This is a genomic window from Acidithiobacillus caldus ATCC 51756 (assembly GCF_000175575.2).
In the GTDB taxonomy this organism is placed as follows: domain Bacteria; phylum Pseudomonadota; class Gammaproteobacteria; order Acidithiobacillales; family Acidithiobacillaceae; genus Acidithiobacillus_A; species Acidithiobacillus_A caldus.
On the sequence record NZ_CP005986.1, the window covers coordinates 2,468,390 to 2,488,632 of the forward strand.

At 64.1% G+C, this 20,243-nt stretch carries 22 protein-coding genes; 18 read left to right on the forward strand and 4 right to left on the reverse strand.

Features of this window, described 5'->3' with window-relative positions:
* Positions 1-28 precede the first annotated feature (28 nt).
* The 16 genes from ACAty_RS12060 to ACAty_RS12135 all read left to right on the forward strand — a co-directional run bounded on the left by ACAty_RS12060 (position 29) and on the right by ACAty_RS12135 (position 16,313).
* Complete coding sequence (locus ACAty_RS12060) at positions 29-388, forward strand: NADH-quinone oxidoreductase subunit A (protein WP_004868984.1); 360 nt, start codon at positions 29-31, stop codon at positions 386-388.
* Positions 379-867, forward strand: a complete 489-nt coding sequence (locus ACAty_RS12065; RefSeq protein ID WP_004868987.1) for an NADH-quinone oxidoreductase subunit B — start codon at positions 379-381, stop codon at positions 865-867. The genes ACAty_RS12060 and ACAty_RS12065 overlap by 10 nt, the downstream gene beginning before the upstream one ends.
* Positions 867-2,564, forward strand: coding sequence for an NADH-quinone oxidoreductase subunit D (locus ACAty_RS12070; protein ID WP_004868988.1), 1,698 nt, complete (start codon positions 867-869; stop codon positions 2,562-2,564). The genes ACAty_RS12065 and ACAty_RS12070 overlap by 1 nt, the downstream gene beginning before the upstream one ends.
* Positions 2,539-3,036, forward strand: a complete 498-nt coding sequence (locus ACAty_RS12075; protein ID WP_014003490.1) for an NADH-quinone oxidoreductase subunit E — start codon at positions 2,539-2,541, stop codon at positions 3,034-3,036. The genes ACAty_RS12070 and ACAty_RS12075 overlap by 26 nt, the downstream gene beginning before the upstream one ends.
* Positions 3,036-4,289, forward strand: a complete 1,254-nt coding sequence (locus ACAty_RS12080) for a complex I 51 kDa subunit family protein (RefSeq protein ID WP_004868992.1) — start codon at positions 3,036-3,038, stop codon at positions 4,287-4,289. The genes ACAty_RS12075 and ACAty_RS12080 overlap by 1 nt, the downstream gene beginning before the upstream one ends.
* On the forward strand, positions 4,286-6,577 hold the full coding sequence (locus ACAty_RS12085; RefSeq protein ID WP_004868994.1) for a 2Fe-2S iron-sulfur cluster-binding protein: 2,292 nt from the start codon (positions 4,286-4,288) through the stop codon (positions 6,575-6,577). The genes ACAty_RS12080 and ACAty_RS12085 overlap by 4 nt, the downstream gene beginning before the upstream one ends.
* On the forward strand, positions 6,574-7,536 hold the full coding sequence (nuoH, locus tag ACAty_RS12090; RefSeq protein WP_004868995.1) for an NADH-quinone oxidoreductase subunit NuoH: 963 nt from the start codon (positions 6,574-6,576) through the stop codon (positions 7,534-7,536). The genes ACAty_RS12085 and nuoH overlap by 4 nt, the downstream gene beginning before the upstream one ends.
* Positions 7,533-8,054 carry an NADH-quinone oxidoreductase subunit NuoI gene (nuoI, locus tag ACAty_RS12095; protein WP_004868996.1) on the forward strand — a complete coding sequence of 174 codons (522 nt, stop codon included), beginning with the start codon at positions 7,533-7,535 and terminating at the stop codon, positions 8,052-8,054. Before nuoH ends, nuoI begins: the two co-directional genes overlap by 4 nt.
* Positions 8,051-8,551 carry an NADH-quinone oxidoreductase subunit J gene (locus ACAty_RS12100; protein WP_004868998.1) on the forward strand — a complete coding sequence of 167 codons (501 nt, stop codon included), beginning with the start codon at positions 8,051-8,053 and terminating at the stop codon, positions 8,549-8,551. The genes nuoI and ACAty_RS12100 overlap by 4 nt, the downstream gene beginning before the upstream one ends.
* Positions 8,535-8,852, forward strand: coding sequence for an NADH-quinone oxidoreductase subunit NuoK (locus ACAty_RS12105; RefSeq protein WP_004869000.1), 318 nt, complete (start codon positions 8,535-8,537; stop codon positions 8,850-8,852). Before ACAty_RS12100 ends, ACAty_RS12105 begins: the two co-directional genes overlap by 17 nt.
* On the forward strand, positions 8,845-10,704 hold the full coding sequence (gene nuoL, locus ACAty_RS12110; RefSeq protein ID WP_038472297.1) for an NADH-quinone oxidoreductase subunit L: 1,860 nt from the start codon (positions 8,845-8,847) through the stop codon (positions 10,702-10,704). The genes ACAty_RS12105 and nuoL overlap by 8 nt, the downstream gene beginning before the upstream one ends.
* Positions 10,701-12,155: a complex I subunit 4 family protein gene (locus tag ACAty_RS12115; protein WP_004869003.1), complete on the forward strand. Its 1,455-nt coding sequence runs from the start codon at positions 10,701-10,703 to the stop codon at positions 12,153-12,155. Before nuoL ends, ACAty_RS12115 begins: the two co-directional genes overlap by 4 nt.
* Positions 12,145-13,482, forward strand: coding sequence for an NADH-quinone oxidoreductase subunit N (locus tag ACAty_RS12120; RefSeq protein WP_004869006.1), 1,338 nt, complete (start codon positions 12,145-12,147; stop codon positions 13,480-13,482). Before ACAty_RS12115 ends, ACAty_RS12120 begins: the two co-directional genes overlap by 11 nt.
* Positions 13,483-13,744: 262 nt before the next feature.
* On the forward strand, positions 13,745-14,305 hold the full coding sequence (locus ACAty_RS12125; RefSeq protein ID WP_004869007.1) for an APC family permease: 561 nt from the start codon (positions 13,745-13,747) through the stop codon (positions 14,303-14,305).
* Between the two features lie 110 nt (positions 14,306-14,415).
* On the forward strand, positions 14,416-15,675 hold the full coding sequence (locus ACAty_RS12130; protein ID WP_004869010.1) for an SAM-dependent methyltransferase: 1,260 nt from the start codon (positions 14,416-14,418) through the stop codon (positions 15,673-15,675).
* A complete protein-coding gene (locus ACAty_RS12135) occupies positions 15,672-16,313 on the forward strand; it encodes a histidine phosphatase family protein (protein ID WP_004869011.1) in 642 nt (213 codons plus the stop codon). The genes ACAty_RS12130 and ACAty_RS12135 overlap by 4 nt, the downstream gene beginning before the upstream one ends.
* 37 nt (positions 16,314-16,350) lie before the next feature.
* Here the strand turns inward: ACAty_RS12135 and ACAty_RS12140 are convergent, their stop codons facing one another.
* On the reverse strand, positions 16,351-16,815 hold the full coding sequence (locus ACAty_RS12140; protein WP_004869014.1) for a DUF2147 domain-containing protein: 465 nt from the start codon (positions 16,813-16,815) through the stop codon (positions 16,351-16,353).
* Between the two features lie 382 nt (positions 16,816-17,197).
* On the opposite strand from ACAty_RS12140, the gene ACAty_RS12145 reads away from it, so the two are divergent.
* A complete protein-coding gene (locus ACAty_RS12145) occupies positions 17,198-17,440 on the forward strand; it encodes a YMGG-like glycine zipper-containing protein (RefSeq protein WP_004869017.1) in 243 nt (80 codons plus the stop codon).
* 62 nt (positions 17,441-17,502) lie between these two features.
* On the opposite strand, the gene fur is transcribed toward ACAty_RS12145, so the two are convergent.
* Positions 17,503-17,994, reverse strand: a complete 492-nt coding sequence (gene fur, locus ACAty_RS12150; RefSeq protein WP_004869019.1) for a ferric iron uptake transcriptional regulator — start codon at positions 17,992-17,994, stop codon at positions 17,503-17,505.
* A 66-nt stretch (positions 17,995-18,060) separates the two neighbouring features.
* Between fur and ACAty_RS12155 the strand changes: the two genes are divergently transcribed.
* Positions 18,061-18,402, forward strand: a complete 342-nt coding sequence (locus ACAty_RS12155) for an outer membrane protein assembly factor BamE (protein WP_004869021.1) — start codon at positions 18,061-18,063, stop codon at positions 18,400-18,402.
* A 46-nt stretch (positions 18,403-18,448) separates the two neighbouring features.
* On the opposite strand, the gene ACAty_RS12160 is transcribed toward ACAty_RS12155, so the two are convergent.
* Together ACAty_RS12160 and ACAty_RS12165 are read right to left on the reverse strand one after the other, a co-directional pair.
* Complete coding sequence (locus tag ACAty_RS12160) at positions 18,449-18,919, reverse strand: type II toxin-antitoxin system RatA family toxin (protein ID WP_004869024.1); 471 nt, start codon at positions 18,917-18,919, stop codon at positions 18,449-18,451.
* A gap of 11 nt (positions 18,920-18,930) precedes the next feature.
* Positions 18,931-20,094: a phospholipase D-like domain-containing protein gene (locus ACAty_RS12165; RefSeq protein ID WP_014003499.1), complete on the reverse strand. Its 1,164-nt coding sequence runs from the start codon at positions 20,092-20,094 to the stop codon at positions 18,931-18,933.
* Positions 20,095-20,243 lie beyond the last annotated feature (149 nt).

Below are 20,243 nucleotides of genomic sequence, written 5' to 3' on the forward strand. Positions count from 1 at the left end.
ATTTTTATGGCGACAGGAGGTCGAGCCGATGGTATGGAGCGATGCGGCGCGTGTGGGACTTTTCGCACTCCTCGTGGTCCTCATTCTCGGCGCCCTGTTGCTGCTTGCCCGGCGTCTGGGTCCGCGCCGTGTTGGTCAGAATCAGGACATCCCCTTTGAGAGTGGGCTTGGTCGTGGCAGTCGCTCCCATCCGCCCCTGCAGGTGGCCTTCTACCTGTTGGCGGTGTCCTTTCTAGTCTTCGAGTTGGAGGGCGCTTTTCTCTTCGCGTGGGCGGTGGCTTTTCACACGCTGCCCGTGCGGGCGGTCGTGGGTGGCTTGATTTTCCTGCTCATCCTTGCCCTGGGCTGGGTCTATGAGTGGCGCATGGGAGCTCTGCGATGGCACTAGAGCGGGGTCCACTGTCGCTGTTGGCGGGCAAGCTGGACGAACTCATCGCCTGGAGTCGGGCGGGATCCCTGTGGCCGCTCAACTTTGGCACCTCCTGCTGTTTCATCGAGATGGTAGCGGCCGTTACGCCGCGCCACGACATCGCCCGCTTCGGCGCCGAAGTCCTGCGCTCGTCGCCGCGGCAAGCCGACGTGCTCATCTGCTCCGGCACGGTCTTCGCCAAGATGGCTCCCATGATCGTCGAGATCTACGCCCAGATGCTCGAACCCAAATGGGTCATTTCCATGGGATCCTGCGCCAACTCCGGCGGCATGTACGATGTCTACAGCGTCATTCAGGGCCTGGACCAAATCCTGCCCGTGGATGTCTATGTGCCCGGCTGCCCTCCCCGACCCGAAGCCCTGACGGACGGTCTGCTGCTCCTGCAGCGCAAGATCCGCCAGCGACCGGCGCGGGTCGTTGCCCGTGAGGAGGCCTGATGCTGCTGGCCGAAGCGCTGCAAAAGGAGTTCTCGGCCACCCCGTTTACCGCTGCCTGCGACGATTGTCTCGACTTCAGCCTCCCGACCGCCAACCTCAAGCCCTGCCTGCGCTATCTGCGCGATGACTGGCGCAGCCCCTATCGCTGCCTGTGGGATCTCACGGCCATGGACGAGCGGCCCTCTGGCGGTGGCTTTACCTTGATCTATCACCTGTTCAACTACGCGGTGGGAGAGCTCCTGCGCCTGCGCGTGCCGCTGCCTGCGGGGCAGGAGACGGCGCCATCGCTGACGGACTTATACGCCAATGCCAACTGGTACGAGCGTGAGGTCTATGATCTTTTCGGTCTGCGCTTTGCCGGACACCCCGATCTGCGCCGCATCCTCCTGCCGCCGCAGTGGCGGGGCCACCCGCTGCGCAAGGAGGAGGCAATCCGTGCCACGGAACGACCGCCCATCGTCATCGACCGTGAACACCTTCAGGAGCGCCTGGGTGAGTACCAGCGCAGCCCCGACGGCCAGGCCCTGGACGACGGGGAGACCATGGTGCTCAATGTCGGCCCGCACCACCCCGGCACCCACGGTATCCTGCGCTACATCCTGCGCCTGCGCGGTGAGGAGATCGTCGCCGTCGATCCGGACATCGGCTATCACCACCGTGGGGTAGAGAAGATTGCCGAGGGCCACAGCTATCACAATTTCATCCCCTACACGGATCGGGTGGACTATCTGGGTGGGGTCTTGGGGGAGTGGCCATATCTGCGGGCCATCGAGAAGCTGGCGGCCATCCACGTGCCGGAGCGCGCCGAGGGTATCCGCACGCTCCTCGCCGAGCTCTGTCGGATCAGCTCGCATCTGGTGTGGTTGGGTAGCTACGGCAACGATCTCGGCACCATGGGGCCGGCCTTTTATGCCTTCCGCGACCGGGCTTGGCTACTGGAGCTCATGGAGCGCTTCACCGGTGGGCGTCTGCATCCGCAGTTCTTTCGCATTGGCGGGGTGGCGGACGACCTTCCCGAGGGCTGGCGCAGCGATCTGCTGGCACTTTTGCGGCGCATCGAGAAGGGTCTGCCGGACAGTGAGCGACTCACGGTGGAAAACCCCATCTTTCGTGCCCGCACGGAAGGCGTCGGCGTGGTCACGGCGGAGCAAGCGGAGCGTTGGTGTGCAACGAGTATCCTTTTGCGCAGCACCGGGCGCGCCTTCGATTTGCGCAAGGCCGCGCCCTACGGGCTCTACGACCGGGTGGATTTCGAGGTGCCCGTAACCACGGCGGGCGATGCCTGGAGCCGCACCTGGCTGCACATCGCGGAAATCCGCGAGAGTATCCGCATCCTGCGGCAGCTGGCCGATATCCTTCCGGAGGGGCCGACCCTGGCGTGCGATGCGCCCCTCGCCCTCATGCCCAAATCGCGAACTTTGCTGGATATCGAGACCCTCATCCACCACTTTGAGCAGATGGCCGACGCATTCGGTCCGCCGCCGGGATCGGCTCTGGGTCTTGGGGAGTCTGCGCGCGGACTGCTAGGCTACTTTGTCGTCAGCGACGGCGGCCCCAAGCCCTACCGCCTGCGGGTACGCACGGGTTCCTTCGCCCACGTGCAGATGATCACCGAGCTTGGCCGTGGGCTCAGGCTGCCCGACTTCATCGCCACCATAGGATCCCTGGACTATGTCCTCGCCGACCTCGATCGCTGAACGCCTGCCGCCGTCCGTCCGGCGGGAGCTGGAAGCGCACCTGCGCCAGTCGCCACAACGCGCTGCGGCCATCAGCGACGTATTGCGTCTCCTGCAGGAGGCTCTGGGATACATCGACGACGAAGCTCTGCATTACGCGGCGGACTGCACCGGCCTGACCCCGGTACAGGTGGAGGAGCTTTGCAGTTTTTACCCCCTGGTCCTGCGTCGTCCAGCGGGTCGCCATCTGTTACGTATCTGCGACAGCGTCGCCTGCCACCTGGCGGGCGCCCCGGAGCTCGTGCGGCGGGCCGAAGCCATCAGCGGTGTCCGCCTGGGTCAGGTAGCCGGGGCTGGTCACTACAGCATCCTGCCCCACGTCTGTCTCGGCTTGTGCGACCGGGCGCCGGCCGTCCTCGTGGACGGACGTGCCGTGGGGGGATTCAGCCCTACGGCTCTGGAGCAGTTGCTGGCCGAGTGGGAGCAGGGCTGATGCAATTGCTCAGCCGCTACTTTGGCGCAGAAGACCCGGCGGATCTGGATCGCTATCGCGACGATGGTGGCTATACGGGTCTGCAACGGGCCCTGGACATGGCGCCCGCCGAACTCATCGCCGAGGTGGAGCGCTCGGGCCTGCGTGGTTGTGGTGGCGCCGGCTTTCCGACGGGCGTCAAATGGCGTCTGCGGGGTGTCGACGCGCCCACGCCGCGCTATCTCGTCTGTAATCTGGATGAGACGGAACCTGGGAGTTTCAAGGACCGCGCTCTGCTTTTGGGTGCCCCGCACCAAATACTCGAGGGTATGCTCATCGCCGCCCACGCCCTCGGTGTGCAGTATGCCGTCGTCTTCATCCGAGGCGAGTATGCCGAGGGAGCTGCAGTACTGGAGCGCGCTCTTGCGGCGGTGCGCGCGGCCGGTCTCCTGGAACTGCCGGGCGGGGCTCTGCGCCTGGATATCCACCTATCCTTGGGTCGCTACATCTGTGGCGAAGACTCCGCCATCCTCAACGCCATCGAGGGGCGTCGGCCCAATCCGCGGAAAAAACCGCCCCACATCGCGCAGCAAGGTCTTTGGCTGCAGCCCACCACCGTCAACAATGCCGAGACCTTTGCCCAGCTGCCCGGAATTCTCCGTCTGGGCGTCGATGCCTGGCGCGCCCTGGGCGTCCACGATGGGGTGGGTACCAAGCTCTACAATGTCAGCGGCCCCGTGCGCCGCCCGGGCGTCTTTGAGTTGCCCATGGGAACCACCCTCGCCGAGATTCTGGAAACCCACGCCGGCGGTGCCCTCCCGGGACGGCGCATCCGTGGCGTGCTGCCGGGAGGGTCGTCCACACCCTTCGTCCTGCCCGATAAATTCCACACCCCCATGCACTTCGACGCCATGGCCAAAATCGGCTCACGGCTGGGCACGGGTGGCGTCATCGTCCTCGACGATGGCCACTGCCCTGTGGATTTTCTCCTGGCCACGACCCGGTTCTTTGCGCGCGAGTCCTGCGGTTTCTGTACACCCTGCCGTGAAGGTCTACCCTATATACAGTGGTTGTTGGAGCGCATCGAACAGGGGCTTGGTACCATGGCCGATATCGACAAGATTCGCAGCCTCGGGGCAGAAATCGCCCCCAACAGCTTCTGTGCCTTGGCACCCGGTGCGCTCATGCCGGTGCTGTCGGGACTCGAAAGTTTCCACGAGGACTTCCTTGCCCACGTTCGGGAACACGCCTGTCCCTATGGGAGGCGGCCATGACAGCGCATTTTTATCTCGACGGCCGGGCGATTCCTTTCGTAGCGGGGCAAAACGTCCTCGAGGCCTTGCTGGCCATGGGGCGCGACCGCGATGTTCCCTACTTTTGCTATCATCCGGCCCTGGGCAGCCTGGGCGCCTGTCGCCAATGCGCGGTCAAGTTCTATCCCCACGACGACCGGCACCCGCCGAGAGTGATGATGGCCTGTCTGCTGCCCGCCAGTCCTGGCCTGCAGCTCGTCACGGCAGAGGCCGATGTCGAGCGGGAACACGCTGCCATCAGCGAGCTGTTGATGCGCAACCACCCCCACGATTGCCCGGTCTGCGACGAGGGTGGCCAATGCCACCTGCAGGATATGACGGTGCGGGCTGGCCATCGCCTGCGCACCTACGAAAACCGCAAGCGCACCTTCCGCAGTCAGCAACTGGGACCCCTCATTCGCCAGGAGATGAATCGTTGCATCACCTGCTATCGCTGCGTACGCTTCTACCAGGACATAGCCGGGGGCGAAGATTTTGGTGTGTTCGGATCCCGCGACCGGGTTTTCTTTGGTCGCCTGCAGGACGGCGCACTGGAAAGTCCCTTCGCCGGCAACCTGGCGGAAATCTGTCCGACGGGAGTATTCACGGACAAGGTCTATCACGCCAACTACCTTCGTCCCTGGGATCTGGAGACGGCGCCCTCCGTCTGTCCGCACTGCAATCTCGGCTGTAATACCGCACCGGGAGCTGCCCGCGGACGCTTGCGGCGCGTCCGCCAGCGACCCCATCCCGACATCAACCCCCATTTTCTCTGCGACCGCGGTCGCTACGGTTTCCGCCACACCGCCCATCGCCAGCGACCATGGACCAACCAGCTGCGCGGGCGCGATGTGGACAGCGATGCCACCTTGGACCATCTGGCGGACATCCTTGCCCAAGGGCAGACGGCCTTCCTTGGCTCACCCCGCGCCGACATTCTGGCCAACCTCGCCTGGCTCGCCCTGGCCGATGCCTATGGGGCGCCTTTCGCTGCCTTTTCCGACCCCTGGCAGGAAGCTCTGGCGCGGGAGATTCTTGCCCTGCCCCAGGCACCCTCACTGGCGGAACTTGCCAAGGCCGAACGCATCCTGATCCTGGGTCAGGCTCTGGAACTCTCCCCCAGTCTGCGTCTGCCCGTGCAGGCGGCAGTGCGGGCGGGCGCGCACCTGACCCTGGCTTCGGTTTTGCCTACCGCTCTGGACAAACATGGGCAAGTGCAACGCCTGCGTCCCGATGGCTTTGTCGATGCTGCCGGTGCGTGGTGCCGGGCCCTGCCCTCGGGCAAGCGTGCCGTCATCCTGGCCAGCGCCGACGCTCTGGGGCCTGCGGGCGTACACGTCGTCCGGCGCCTGCAGGAGGATCTGCCGCCCGGGACCGGGGTCATCGTCGCCCACACCGCGCCCAATCTCGGCGGTGCCGCCTTTTTTGCCACCGATGGCCAGAGCGCGCGTCTGCGCGAAGCCGTGGCTATTGGGCGCTGTCGCCATCTTCTGGCACTGGCGGCGGATCCTCTGGGCGAGGATGGGGACGCCCCCTTCTGGCGTCAGCGCCCTCCGGAGCTACAGATCAGCCTGCTGGATCATCTTCCCACGACCACCTACGGGGAAGCGGACCTGCGCCTGCCCATGGCGGCGACGGCGGAGCGGGACGGGGTGTTTCTCAACTACGAGGGACGTTTTCAGGCCTTTGCCAAGGTCTATCAACCGGCCCGGGAGCAGCGCCAGTGGGACCCCAGTCGCAGTGCTTTCCCCCTACCCGCAGGCGGCATGCGTGAGGCGATGGCCCTGTGGGAGCCCTATACCCTGGCCGAGGCTCTGGCGCAGCGCGGGGATCGTCTGGAGCGTTTTCGCCAGCGCTTTGCCTTCTATCGGCACTACCTCTGCCCCGAGCTTCCCGCCCCTGGTGATCCCGGCGCCTTCCTCCCCGACGGTCTGCGTGCCCGTTTTCGTATCGGTATCGTTCCCGTCCCCCACAGCGGCAGCGGGCGCTGGTGGCTGAGCGCCAATCACTGGTATGGCGACGAGGCGCAGGCCCGCTTTGCTCTGGAGCTGCAGAGTTTGGCGCCGGTTCCCGGGGTGCGTTTGGCACCGGGACAGACCGAGGCGCGCGCCCTGCTCCTCACCAGCCGCGACGGGCAGGTCCGGCGTTTTCCCGTCATCGAGGTGGAGGGTATGGCAACCGACGTGCTGGCTCTGGATCCTGCCCAGCTCTCGGATCTCGGCTACCATCCCGGTGAGCGCATCGACGCGCGCGAGGAGGTGGCACCGTGAGCGTGGTCTGGACTGCCCTGGGTATGGTACTGACCATCCTCCTGCTCCTGGGATTGGCAGGCTTTCTGGTCTTTGCCGAGCGGCGGGTGCTGGCCCTCCTGCAGAATCGCTGGGGTCCCAACCGGCTGGGCCCCCTTGGTGTTGGCCAAGCGCTGGCCGATGCCCTCAAACTCCTGAGCAAGGCCGATTTTCTGCCAAGCTTTGCCGATCCCTGGCTGTACCGCCTGGCCCCCCTGGTGGTAGCCTTCAGCGCCCTGGCCGCCTTTGCCGTCGTGCCCCTCGACCCCCACCTGTCCTGGGCTGGGGACTGGCAGATTGGCCTGCTTTTCCTCCTCGCTCTGAGCTCCCTGCACGTTTACGGGGTCTTCCTGGGTGGCTGGGCCTCGGGCAACAAGTTTGCCCTGTATGGCGCCATTCGCGCCGTTGCCCAGCTGGTGAGCTATGAGCTCCCCATGGGACTCAGCCTGCTGGCCATCGTGCTTCTGAGCGGTAGCCTCTCCCTCGTTGGCATCGTCACCGCCCAGTCGCTGCCCTACATCCTGCTCCAGCCCCTGGGCTTTCTCATCTTCCTCATTGCCGGCATGGCCGAGACGGAGCGTCTGCCCTTTGATCTGCCCGAGGCCGAGAGTGAACTCGTCGCCGGCTACCACACGGAGTACGGCGGCATGCCCTTCGGCTTTTTCTTCTTGGGGGAGTATGTGAGCCTGGTACTGACGGCGATCCTGACGAGCCTCCTGTACCTGGGCGGCTGGCATGGGCCTTGGGCACCCGGCTGGCTCTGGCTGCTCGGCAAGAGTGCGTTGCTCATCTTTTTCTTCTTCTGGCTGCGCGCGACCCTGCCACGGCCGCGTTACGATCAACTCCTGCACCTGGGCTGGCAGTGGCTCCTGCCGCTGGCCCTGGTAAATCTCATGGGCACGGCAGTGGTGGCCGCCGGACTGCGCTGGGGATGGCTATGAGGCCGGTGCTGCGCTCCTGGATCGTGGGTTTCTGGACCACCCTGCGCCAGCTGGGTCGCTGGCCGGTGACCCTGTCCTATCCCGAGGAACAGCCGCAACTGCCGCCGCGCTGGCGAGGCCGCCCGGTCCTGACCCGCGATCCCGACGGCGATGAGCGCTGTGTTGCCTGTGAGCTCTGTTCTGCGGTCTGCCCCACCCAGTGCATCGAGCTCGAGGGCGACGACCGCCCCGACGGACGCCGCTATGCCCGCACCTTTCGCATCAATTTCAGTCGCTGCATCTACTGCGGACTCTGTGAGGAGGCCTGTCCCACCTTGGCCATTCAGTTGTTGGAGGAGTTCGCCTTCGGCAAGGATCGACGGGCCGATTTCGTCTATCACAAGGCGGCCCTGCTCATCGATGGACCGGGCAAGCATCCGCACTATCGCTATTACGACCACGCCGGCGTGCGTATCGAGGCGGCAGCCGAGGTATCCGCCCGCGCCGCGCCGCTGGACCCCCTGGACAATCGCCCATGATGGCTGTGGCTCTCATCCTCGTGCTTGCGCTCCTGACGGTCCTCGCGGCACTCGTCTACGCGGCAGTGCCGATGCGCGGTGCAGTCCTCTTCGGCGCCGTGTTGCTCCTGCTGGCCGTACTCTTTCTGCTGCTGGGGGCGCCCTTCGTCGCCGCCCTGGAGGTGATCCTGTACCTGGGCGCCATCTTGGTACTGTTTCTTTTTGCCATCATGTTGCTACGTCCGGATCCGGAGGAAGAAACTGGGGCGCGGCGCTTTCGCCGCGGTGCCGGACCCGCTCTTCTCCTGCTTTGCGCCCTGGCGCTGGTGCTGGGGCTTTTGTTTCTGCCCCAGACGGGTCCGCACCTGAGTGCTCATCCCCTCGGCATCGCCGAGATCGGTGCAGCCTTGTTCGGCCCCTGGCTCTGGCTCGTGGAGGCTTTGGCCGTTTTGCTCTTTGCGGTAATCGGGGCGGTGCTGGCCATCCATCAAGGAGGTGACGATGGTGAATCTCGCTGACTTTGCCTTCGTCATCGCCTTCGCTCTGGTTCTGGCGGGCTTTGCCTTGGTACTCCTGCGCCGCAGTCTGATCTTTTTCCTCCTGGGGGTGGAGCTGCTCTTCAACGCAGCCATGGTCATCGCGTTGGTGGGGGGTGCGCTTTGGAACCGTGCCGACGGTCAGATTCTCGCCCTCTTCCTGATGGCCTTGAGCGGCGCCGCGCTGGCACCGACCCTGGCTCTGCTGCTGCGCGTGCGCAAGGCCTTTGGTGGCAGCAACGTGGATGTCCTGCGGCACCTACGGGGTGGGCGTGATGGCTGACTGGCTCTGGCTCATCCCCGGCTTTCCGCTCCTAGGGGCGCTCATCAACGCCGGTTTTGGCCAGCGCCTGGGTGTACCCGTCGTGAAAAGGCTGGCAGCCCTGATGCCCCTGCTCTCCAGTGGCGTGATCCTGATCCTCTGGCTGCAGCATGCCGCCCATCCGGATCTGACGGATCGGATCTGGACCTGGATGACCGTGGGTTCCTTCGTCGCCCGGATCGGTCTACACGTCGATGCCGTCAGTCTGGTGATGATCTCCATCGCGGCCTTCGTGGGCTTCCTCATCCATCTGTATTCTCAACAGTTTCTGGCTGGGGACTACGGCGAGCGTCGCTATTATTTTTACCTGAACCTCTTCGTCGGCGGCATGCTGATCCTGACCATGGCCGACAACCTCCTGTTGCTGTATCTGGGCTGGGAAACGGTGGGTCTGTGCTCCTATGCCCTCGTCGCCCATTGGTACCGCCTGCGGAAAAACGCCTGGGCGGGACGCAAGGCCTTCGTGGTCACGCGCATTGGCGACATGACCTTCGCCATTGGTATATTCCTGCTCTTTGCCCAATACCATACCCTGGACATCCAGCGCCTGTTGCCGATGATCCAGGCGCAGCCAGCGCCCTCGGTGCTCTTGGCGGCGAGCGCGCTGGTACTCATCGGGGCTCTCGCAAAGTCCGCGCAGTTTCCCCTGCATCTGTGGCTACCCGACTCCATGGCCGGCCCCAGCACGGTATCGGCACTGATCCACGCAGCGACCATGGTGACGGCAGGGGTCTATCTCAGTATCCGCCTGCTGCCGCTTTTTGCCGCCGTGCCGGGCATGCTCTCGGTCATCGCCCTCTTGGGCGCCTGGACGGCTTTTTACGCAGCCAGCTGTGGTCTGGCGCAGGTGGACATCAAACGCGTTCTGGCCTATTCCACCATCAGTCAGCTGGGTTATATGTTCCTGGCGGTGGGTATCGGCGCGCCAGCCTTGGGGCTCTTTCACCTCTTGGTACATGCCTGCTTCAAGGCCCTGCTATTCATGGCGGCGGGTGCAGTGATCAGCATCTACGCCGAGGATCACGACATTCGCCACATGGGTGGTCTCAAGAGGCAACAGCCCTTGCTGCGCTGGACCTTTCTCGCCGGCATCTCTGCCTTGGCGGCCGTGCCGGTGATCTCGGCAGGCTTCTACAGCAAGGACGCCATCATCGATGCCAGCTGGCTTGCACCCCACGGGATCCTGCTCTACACCCTCGCCCTGGCGGGAGCGCTGTTGACCGCCGCTTATGCTTTCCGTCTGTATTTCCTGGTCTTCGAGGGTGAGCCGAGGGGCGGCGAGCCCTATCGCCTGGGCTGGGGCATGAAGATACCCCTCCTGATCCTCGCCATCGCCAGTGTCGGGATTGGCTGGCTGCAGTTTCCGCCAGGCTGGCCGGGACCACACCTCTGGTTGCCGTGGCTGCAGCGGGAACTGGGACCGACTCCCGAGCCCACGGGCAGCCTCGCGGCGATACTGGAGGCCGTTGGGGCGATGGTAACGCTGGTGGGCATCGGCCTCGGTTACCTTGCAGCCCGTTGGGAACGTCAGGGTCGCGGGCTGAGCCGCATCACCTTCCTTGCCCAGGCCTGGCATCTGGATGCCCTGGCCCTGCGGTTCCTGCCGCCGGTGCTGTATGGCGCGGCCACTTTCTTGCGCCAGGGCGTGGAGGGGCTGCTTTTTCGCAGCGCCATCCTCGGTGGCCTACGGGAGGGCCTGCAGTGGAGCGGCGTGGCCCTTGCCTGGGGTGAAAATGGCCTGATCAGCCGATACGTCGCCTTCATGCTCCTGGGCCTCTTGCTTCTCGTGCTCCTGCTCTGGGGTGGTCCATGATCCTGAGCGCCCTCGTCCTTTGGCCCTGGATCGTCGCCCTGTGGCTTGGCGGGCGGCCGCAGGACAGCCATCACTTGGCCTTACCCGCAGCCCTCCTCGAGCTCGTCCTCGCTCTATCGGCGGCCTTTGCCGGAGGCACACTGGACAACCGAGCGCTGTATCTGCCTCTGATTGGGTATCTCTGGAGCCAGCAAAACTCGAACCTCGCGGCGACCCTGGCCGTCACGGCAGCCGCCCTGCTGCCCTTTGCTCTGCGCTTTGCCTGGCGTCTGGAGGAATTCCGCGCCCTGGTCATCGCTGCCTTCGTCCTGGTGGGCGCCCTCATGGGAACCTTCTTTTCCCAGAATTTTCTGGGCTTCTATCTCTTCTACGAGATCGTCGCCCTCAGTGGTGCCTGGATGATCCTCATCAGTGGCGATCGGGACCGGGCGGCGGCACTGCGTTTCCTGCTGTATACCGTCGGCGGTTCCCTCCTGCTCCTGCTGGCGGTGCTCTACATTTACCTCGACAACGGAAGTGCCAACGGCATCTACACCTTTTCCTGGACCGGCCTTGCGGCGGTGCCAAGGCCGGAGGGGGCGGTAGCACCCTGGCTTTTTCTGGCCATGCTCGCGGGCCTCGCGGTCAAGCTTCCCGTGTTCCCGCTGCACAGCTGGGCGGGACCAGCCTATGGGCGGGCGGCACCGGCGGCGAGCATGCTGCTGTCGGGTGCGGCGGTACTTGCCGGTGCCTATGGTCTCATCCACTGGGCCATTCCGCTGCTGCCCCAGGGCGCGTTGCAGTTTGCGCCCTACGGGATTCTCACGGGTGCCGTGGGTACCCTGTATGCGGCTTTCCTTGCCCTGGATGCTCCGAATCTTCGCCGTTTCGCCGCCTGGGCCAGTGTGAGCCACATGAATCTCGTCGCCCTCGGCCTCTTTGCGCTCCAGGAACAGGCTCTACACGGCGCCCTGTTCCTGCTGGTGGCGCATGCGCTGCTGGCGGTGGGTCTTTTCGGCGTCATCGCCATTCTCGAGGCACGCGGCCTGCCGGGCCACTGGGATGGCCTGGGCGGACTGTTCCGTCAGACCCCGAGGCTCGGTGCCTGGACGCTCTTTTTCTTCCTCACCGGCATGGGTCTGCCGGGCCTTGCCAACTTTCCGGGAGAGTTCCTTTCCTTAGCCGGTGCTTTCCGCGTCTCGCCGTGGCCGGCGGCCATTGCCGCTTTCGGCATCCTGCTCAGTGTGATTGTCTTTCTGCGCGCCTATGAGCGGGTCATGCTGGGTCCTCTGAACCCTGGGATCCCGCGGGGAATAGGCGACCTGTCCGGGGGTGAGCTGACCATGATGTGGGCACTGGGAATCCTCTGCCTGTGGCTTGGTCTCGATCCCCAGCCCGTGCTTGGGCAGTTCCAGGGACTGCTGCCCGTCCACAGCGCCGTGCACTTTGCGGGAGCTTTCCATGGCCATTGAAGCGAGTCTGGAGCCCCTCGCTCTGGTGGGTGTGGCGGCGCTGCTCGCCTTCTTTTTCGATCTGGCCCCCATCCTCGCACGCTGGGCATTGCGCTTCGGCGTTCTCGTGGCCATCTGTGCGGCCTGGGTGGTTTTCCACGCTCGCCTCGAGCTGGGCGGGGGGTTCTATTGGGATAGCAGCGCCAGCGTGCTCGGGGTCTACCTCAGCCTGGCAACGGCCGCCGTGCTGGCCTTCATCGCCGGACACCCTTTGGCCCAACGCCTGCCCGGAGCCCTGACCGGGCTTTCCCTGACGGTACTTCTGGGGGCTCTGTGTCTGGTCAGCAGTCAGACCCTGCTGGGGCTCTTTGTGGGCCTTGAACTCCAGGTGCTACCGTTCTTTGCGCTGCTCGCCTGGCCCGGAAGCCGCCGCATCGCCCTGGAGGCAGCCGCCAAGTACGCATTGCTGGCCGGTCTCGCCTCGGCCCTTTTTGGCCTCGGGGTGGCGATACTCTTTCTCGGCAACGGGAGCCTTGCCCTGATTCCGCCGCAGGGCACTCTGCTGACGGGCTTTGCCAGTCATCTCGGTCTATTGCTGCTCTATGCAGCCCTTGCCTTCGAACTGGCCGTGGCTCCCTTCCATGCTTGGGTAGCGGACATCTACGAAGGCGCACCTGCTCCCATCGTCCTCCTCCTGGGCGCCGTGGCCAAGGTAGGCATCCTCGGGGCCTGGATCGATCTGGCCAGTGTCAGCGAGGCCTGGGCTACGCCCCTCTGGGTGTTGGCCGCCATCAGCATGGTGATAGGCAATCTCCTCGCCTTGCGCAGTCAGCGTATCCGTCGTCTCATGGGCTACTCGGCGGTGGCCCACGCGGGCTATTTCCTCGCCGCGCTTGGCGCTGGACCCCTTGGGATCGTTGCGGCCACCGTCTATGCCCTGGCTTACGGCCTCATGCATATGGCCAGCTTCCTGCCACTGTCGGTTCTGCCGGAGGATAGCCATGGCATACCCTGGAGCGCTTTCCGCCGGCGCCAGCCGGTACTTGCGGGCCTGCTGGCTCTGGCCCTCCTGTCCCTGGCGGGCATGCCGCCCAGCCTCGGCTTTTTTGCCAAACTCGGGGTGCTCCTGGTAACCCTCCACGGGGGACTCTGGCCGCTCGCCGTCCTCCTCGCCCTCATGAGTGCCCTGTCCTTCGCCTATTATCTTCCGGCCATCTGGCGTGTAGACCGGAGCGAACGCAGTCCGGCTCTGAAGCAGGCCGCTTGGTGGTCCTACCTGGGCGCTGTGGGAATCGTCGTCCTCCTGCTGGGCTGGCTCGGCCTGCCCGCGCTCTTGACGGTCCTCTGACTCCACCGGTCCACCCTGCGCCCCCGCGGCGCGCTGTCGAGATCCGAGGCATGCTTGACGGCACCATCGCTATCGCGGAAAAATGCAACCTTGTTGCAATTACTACCCCATTGGAGAATCACCGTGCCGCAGAACCCTCCCCGCGCTGAGGATCGCCCCCTGCGTCCCAATGTCGTCGGTTTTTGGGGCCTCATCGGCCAGAGCATAGCCGGCATGGCGCCGAGCTGCGATGTGGTGGCCTTCATGACGGCTGGCGCCGCTTTTGCCCTGGTCGCGATGCCGCTCTCTTATCTCGCAGCTTTTCTGCTCATGTTCATCGAAGTCAACACCATCTATCGACAGTTCGGCGCGCGTACTCTTCGCCATCGGTCGCGACAGCCTCATCCATCAGCATTTTGCCCACGTCAACGGACAGAAGGCTCCGGCTGCGGCAACGGCTTTCATCGGTGGCACTGCGATCCTGCTGGCCCTGGCAGGCGGTGCGATCTGGGGACCAGCCAATGCCTTCAACGTCATGACCACAGCCGTCCTGTTCGGACTGGTCACCGCTCACACCTTCATGAATGTGGCACTCATGCGTTTGCCGTGCAGCGCAGGAGAGAGGCTACTGACCCGCCGCTTTTTTCATTTCCTGCTCCCGGCCATCGCCACCGTACTGTTCTGGTGGGTTTTGTATGAGTCCATCTTCCCGATGACCTCACCTTTGGCGTATGCGCCGCTGCTGTGGCTCCTCGTGCTTGCGCCCGGCGCTTTGTACGCGCTACGCAAAAATCGCGGCCTGGATCCCCAGCGCAGTCACCGTCTGGGAATCCCGCCGGGTTAGCGTGGAAGCGGGCGCCTTGCGTCGCACCCTTTCCCCTTTTCATGGTCTAGACTTTAGGTGTGTTGAAGCCACCAGACGACAGAGTTTGTTCTCAGACCAGGAGGCCCGAGGTGAAAGACCTACGTTCTCATTTTCTCGACCATGTCAAAAAAGGCTTGGATGGTGCGCACCTGCCGCTCAAAATCCGCTTTTGGGACGGCTACACGTATAGCTTTGCCGAGCCAGCGGCGGTGGTCATGGAACTACGTTCGTCCCAGCTCGTGTCGCGTCTGCTCATGGGTAGCGCGCTGGATGTGCTGGGTGAGGCGTACGTCGAGGGCGAGGTAGGCCTGGAGGGCCGTTACCAGGATATCCTCGCCGTGGCCGAGGGCCTCAATCGGGCATTCCCCAAGAAAAAGGAAGGTAATCGACCACGCTGGTTTGGGCGCAAGGCACACAGCAAGGAAAAGGATGCCGAGTCCATCCACTACCACTACGACGTCTCCAACGATTTCTATCGCCTCTGGCTGGACCGCAACATGGTCTACTCCTGCGCCTATTTCAAGACGGGCGAGGAGGACATCGATCTGGCCCAGGAGCAGAAATTTGCCCACATCTGCCGCAAGCTGCATCTCGAACCCGGCGACAAACTGCTGGACATCGGTTGCGGCTGGGGAGGGCTCCTGGCCTGGGCCGCCCAGCATTACGCCATCGAGGGCGTCGGTGTGACCCTGAGCGAGGCCCAGTATCACTACGCTAAAGAGCGTATGGAGCGTGAAGGTCTGGCGGATCGTGTGGAGATCCGTCTGCAGGACTACCGCGACATTCCGGAACGGGATCATTTCGACAAGGTCGTTTCCGTGGGCATGTTCGAACACGTGGGACGAGCGCATCTCAGTGCGTATTTCGGGGTCATCCGCCGGGTGCTCAAGGAGGGCGGCTGGGTGCTCAACCACGGCATCACGGCGAGCCAGCAGGACGATGAGAACGGCCACCACTCGGGCAGCGACTTCATCGACAAGTACGTCTTTCCCGACGGGGAGATACCGCACCTGTGGCGGGTGGTGCACGAGATGGCGGGGCAGGATCTGGAGGTACTGGATGTGGAGAATCTCCGCCCCCACTACGCCCAGACCCTGATTCACTGGGTTCGCCGTCTGGAGGCCCACAAAGACGAGGCCATCGCCATGGTAGGCGAGAAACGCTATCGCATCTGGGCCATCTACATGGCCGGCTGTGCCTACGGTTTCTGGCGCAACTGGTCGGCTCTGCACCAGGTTCTGGCGGTAAAGCAGACGGGCGATGAGCTCACAGCGCGGCCTTGGGAGCGTCGCTATCAATACGCGGACGACAGCTTCCGTCTGGCGGAACCCGATTGGGGCGAACTTTGACCGCAGGCCTACGCAGCATCACCCTGGTGCGTCACGGCACGACGGAGTGGGCTGCTTCGGGTCGCCACACCTCCGTCACCGACATCGGGCTGACCCCCGATGGTCGGGCCGAAGCCATGGCGCTATGGCCTTTTTTCCGCGACCGTGGGCGTAACTTCGATGGGATCTACACGAGCCCTCTGAAACGCGCCCGCCACACCGCCATTCTCGCCGGTTTCACCGATGCCGATCCCCACGATGGGCTACGCGAGTGGCACTACGGCCGTTACGAGGGTAAAACCAGCGCCGAGATCCATCGGGAATGGCCGCAGTGGACCATTTTTCGCTGTGGCGCGCCCGAGGGCGAGAGCCGGGAAGCGGTACAGCGGCGTTGCCGCAGCCTCATCGAAGACTGGCAGAAACGCGGCCATGAACATGTGCTCTGCTTTGCCCACGGTCATATCCTGCGGGCTTTGGCCTGCTGCTGGTTGGAGCGGGAGCTGGAATTCGGCGATCAACTGCACCTGGATGCCGGCAGCATTTCGTGCCTCGGCTTCGAGCACCAGTCACCGGCCGTGCTGTTCTGGAATCTGCATCCCCACTTCTGCGGCGGTGGGCGTGGAGCAGAGCCCATCTTGCGTGGCACGACGCACCCGTGAGCGCCCGGCGGGGCATGGCTGCGGGATCCCCCGTACACTATGGGACGTGCTCTTTACCCGCCGTCGCAGCATCGGCGGACAGGGAGCAGGAACGGGTGGCCACACGCCGCCAATGGGTAGATCCACCGAGCCAGGAGAATCCAAGGTAGCCATAGACCTTCAGCCGGTCTTCCGACTCCAAGGTCAGGCGACCCTGAAAATGCTGGCCATTGCGCGGGTCAAAGATGCGCCCGTAACGATACAGGCCAGGGTGATCGGGAGAGGCGGCGAAGCCAGACAAAATGACGGGTTGATGATGCGCCCGCGCTGCCGCCACGGAAGCCTCGGCACTGGGTAGACTGATTCCATCAAAGAGCCCGTCGACCCGGTAGATACGAATGTAGGCCTCACCATGGCTGGTCGCCCAGACACCGCAGATGCTCTCGTCCCTTGCCCAAACCGGCTGGCTCCGGAGAGCCGCGCCGAGGACGACCAAAATGGCGAGGGCGAGGCGGTAACACATATACCGCGACCGCCACGGGAGGCTTCTGCGGGATACATAGCCAATGGCTCGGAATCCGCGCGCCAAGGGCACGTTTTTCCAGATCATTTCCAGATCAGTGCCCAGCCTTGGTTGGGGTCACGGAGCGACTGCCAGCTGGGGTATTGTAGTACACCACGGAGCCCGCGGCACTCGCGGCCATGAGGGGAAGGCAGCCGCTGAGGCTGAGACTGAGGGCGCCAAGACCGGCGATCCGGCAGGCCAACGTTGCAAATTGTCGACATTTTATGGCAATCCTGCTACACTTACCCGAGTGAGTGGGGCGAAGGCTGAGTCGCCTCCAGAGCGTCCCTTGCCCTTTGCCCAGTCCCGAACGTTTGACCTTTTTTCGGAGGCAGGTTCCATGAACGCGAAAAGTTTCTCCCTGCGCAACGTTGCTTATGCTGGCATATTCAGCCTGGGTCTCGTGGGCCTTTCGGGTTGCGCCCACATGACTCCAACACAACAACGCGTGGTCAGTGGCGGCGCCATCGGCGCTGCTGGCGGTGCCGCCCTGGGTGCCATTACGGGGGGTAGTCCGGCAGTGGGTGCTGCGGTGGGCGGCGTAGCCGGTGGCGCTGCCGGTGCCGTGATGGGTAATCACTGACCGCTCTACGGCGCCGCCCCGGGTCTGCGGCGCCCTGAGGCGCTCAGGGTGTGCGCGACCCGTCACGATTTGACCGAGCCGCCGTGATCCTCTCCCTGGGAACGGGCGCCCGCTGCGCTGTCGTCGGGCAGGGAACAGACCCCCTCTTTCTGCATGCCGACACAGGTTCCGTAGAGATAGAGGCTGTGGTCCGAGAGATGAAAGCCGCGCTCGCTGGCAATGCTTTGCTGGCGTGCCTCCAGGATCTCGTCGTAAAACTCCAGCACCCTGCCGCAGGCGGTGCAGACCATGTGATCGTGGTGGCCGCTTTCGTTCAGCTCAAAAACGGCGCGGTCGCCCTCAAAGTGGTGCCGCCGCACCAGTCCGGCCATCTCGAACTGGGTCATGACCCGGTAGACCGTGGCGAGGCCCACCTCTTCGTCGGCCTCCAGGAGCTGGCGGTAGACCTCCTCGGCGGTGAGGTGGCGGCTCTCGCTGGTCTCCAGAATCTGCAGGATCCGTAGCCGAGGGAGCGTGGCCTTGAGGCCAGCCCTTTTCAATTCATCGCTGTGCATGAAACTCATGGCCAAAGTCTGATCTATTGGTTAGCATAGAGAACCCCACTCACCAAGACAAGGACCATGCGCAGCCTTTCTCGTCTCGTCATCCTCATCGCCCTGAGCGCCCTCCTACTGGATGCCTGCAGCATCTACCGGGTGGCGGTGCAGCAAGGTAACGTCATCACCCAGAAAGAGCTGGCCAAGGTACACCCGGGCATGGACAAGCTCGAGGTGCGCACCGCCCTGGGCTCACCCATGCTCCAGGATCCCTGGCACCCCGACCAATGGACCTACGTCTACAGTTACAAGCCGGCCTATGGCCGCACCGAGGTGCGCCAAATCCAGCTGCAGTTCAAGGACGATCGCCTGCAAAGCATCAGCGGCGACGTCAAGGCGGAAGACCCCCACACCCCCCAGGGTTGAAGGACGCGCATGGCTGGGGTGACGGTGCTGGACCAGTATCGGGGGGTCAGGACCGGGACGCTGAGGAACTGACCTTGGTCAAATCGGGCTGACCATACACGGTGCGCGCCCGCTGGGCGAATCGTTGCACCATGGTCTCCGCCGCTTGCTTGAAGATGGGTTCGAGGAAGGCGCCCACCAGACGCGAGGCAAACTCGAAGCGCATGTCCAAGGTCACCCGCGTGCCACCCTCCTGTGGCTCCAACTGCCACAGGCCTTCAAGAAATCGGAATGGACCCCGGACCAGACGTACCTCGGCGAGCTTCGGCCGCTGATAGCGGTTGCGGGTGGCGAAGGATTTGCCGAAGGCGCCGTGGGAGATGCCAATTTCCGCCACGACCTCATCGTCCTTACGCTCGAGGATACGGGCGCTACCGCACCAGGGCAGAAACTGGGGATAGGCCTGGACGTCTTCGATCAGGGCAAATATCTGATGGGTAGTGTACGGCAGCACGGCCGTCTTGCGTATATGATGCATGAGCGTCCTCTTCAATAGCGGCGCGCACCCATGGCACGCGCCTGCACCCAGCCATCGATCCTGGCGAGGATGCCCTCCAGGGGACGACGCCACCAGGGCCGTCGCGCCCAGCGGTCCGCGACGATTTCGTGGGCACGGGCGAATTCCCGCAGGAACAGGGTGCGCAGCAACAGGTTGGGCACGGCGCCGCGCAATTCCATGTTGAGTTCACGATTGAACCACAGACTCAAAAAGTCGAGATTGGCAGAACCCACACTGGCCCAGCGCCCATCGACCTGGACGTATTTGCCGTGCAGGAAGCTACCCTCGTATTCGTATACGCGAATACCGTGTCTCAGCAGTTTCTGATAATACGCCTGAATACCAAAGCGCAAAAGTGGATGATCCGTGATCCTGCCCGCCAGCAGCACGCGCACGTCCACGCCGCGGCGCACCGCTCCATACAGGAGGGAGAGGACCCTGGGATCGGGGTTGAAATACGGCGTGGCGATCCAGAGACTCTGCCGTGCCCCCTTGAAGGCCGCCATGTAGCGGCGCCGCACGTTCATCCGCCGCGGCGGATTGCCGGCCAACAGGCGCGCTTCGCCCCAGGAACCCGATTTGGCTGGGGACGAGTTTTCGGCTTGGCCGAGATCGGGATGCAGACCGGTGGCAAAAAGCGCGCGTCCGCGCTCGGCTATGGCACCCATCCCGGCCAGGAGTACGTCGCGATAGGGACGACCGCCGGGATGTCCGGACAACCAGGCGTCGCTTAGGGCAAAGCCGCCAACGGCGAGGCAGTATCCATCCACCAGAACGAGACGCCGATGGGTGCGCCGCAGGCGACCCTCCAGACCGCGCAGAGAGAGACGATGGTACCAGTGCAAAACGGCGCCCGCGGCCTCCAGTTCGCGCACCCAGCGTGTTGGGAACTCGCGGCTGCCCAGAGCGTCCAGAGTGAGATGCACACGCACACCGGCCCGGGCTTGGCGCACGAGGATGCGAAAGATCCGTTCTGGCCAGACTCCGGCTTGAAAGATATAGTTTTCCAGAAGTATCTCGTGGCGTGCCCGAGCCAGGGTCTGTTCCAGCCAATTGGCGATGTGCTCCATTTCCGTGAGCAGAACCAAGTCGCTCAGGGCTAGCCAGGGCGGCAGGGGCCAAAGCCTGTGGGGTCGGGGTAGGTGCTTGGACATGGGGTCTCCGGGCCTGTACCGTGCCATGCTAACCAAAGTACCGGAGCCTGGGCAGGCCTGGCTAGCGCCGTCGTCACCGGTCGATCCCGGCGGCGGTTACCAGCACTTCGCGGGCGGATATTTTTGGTTACAATGCGCCCTTGCACGGG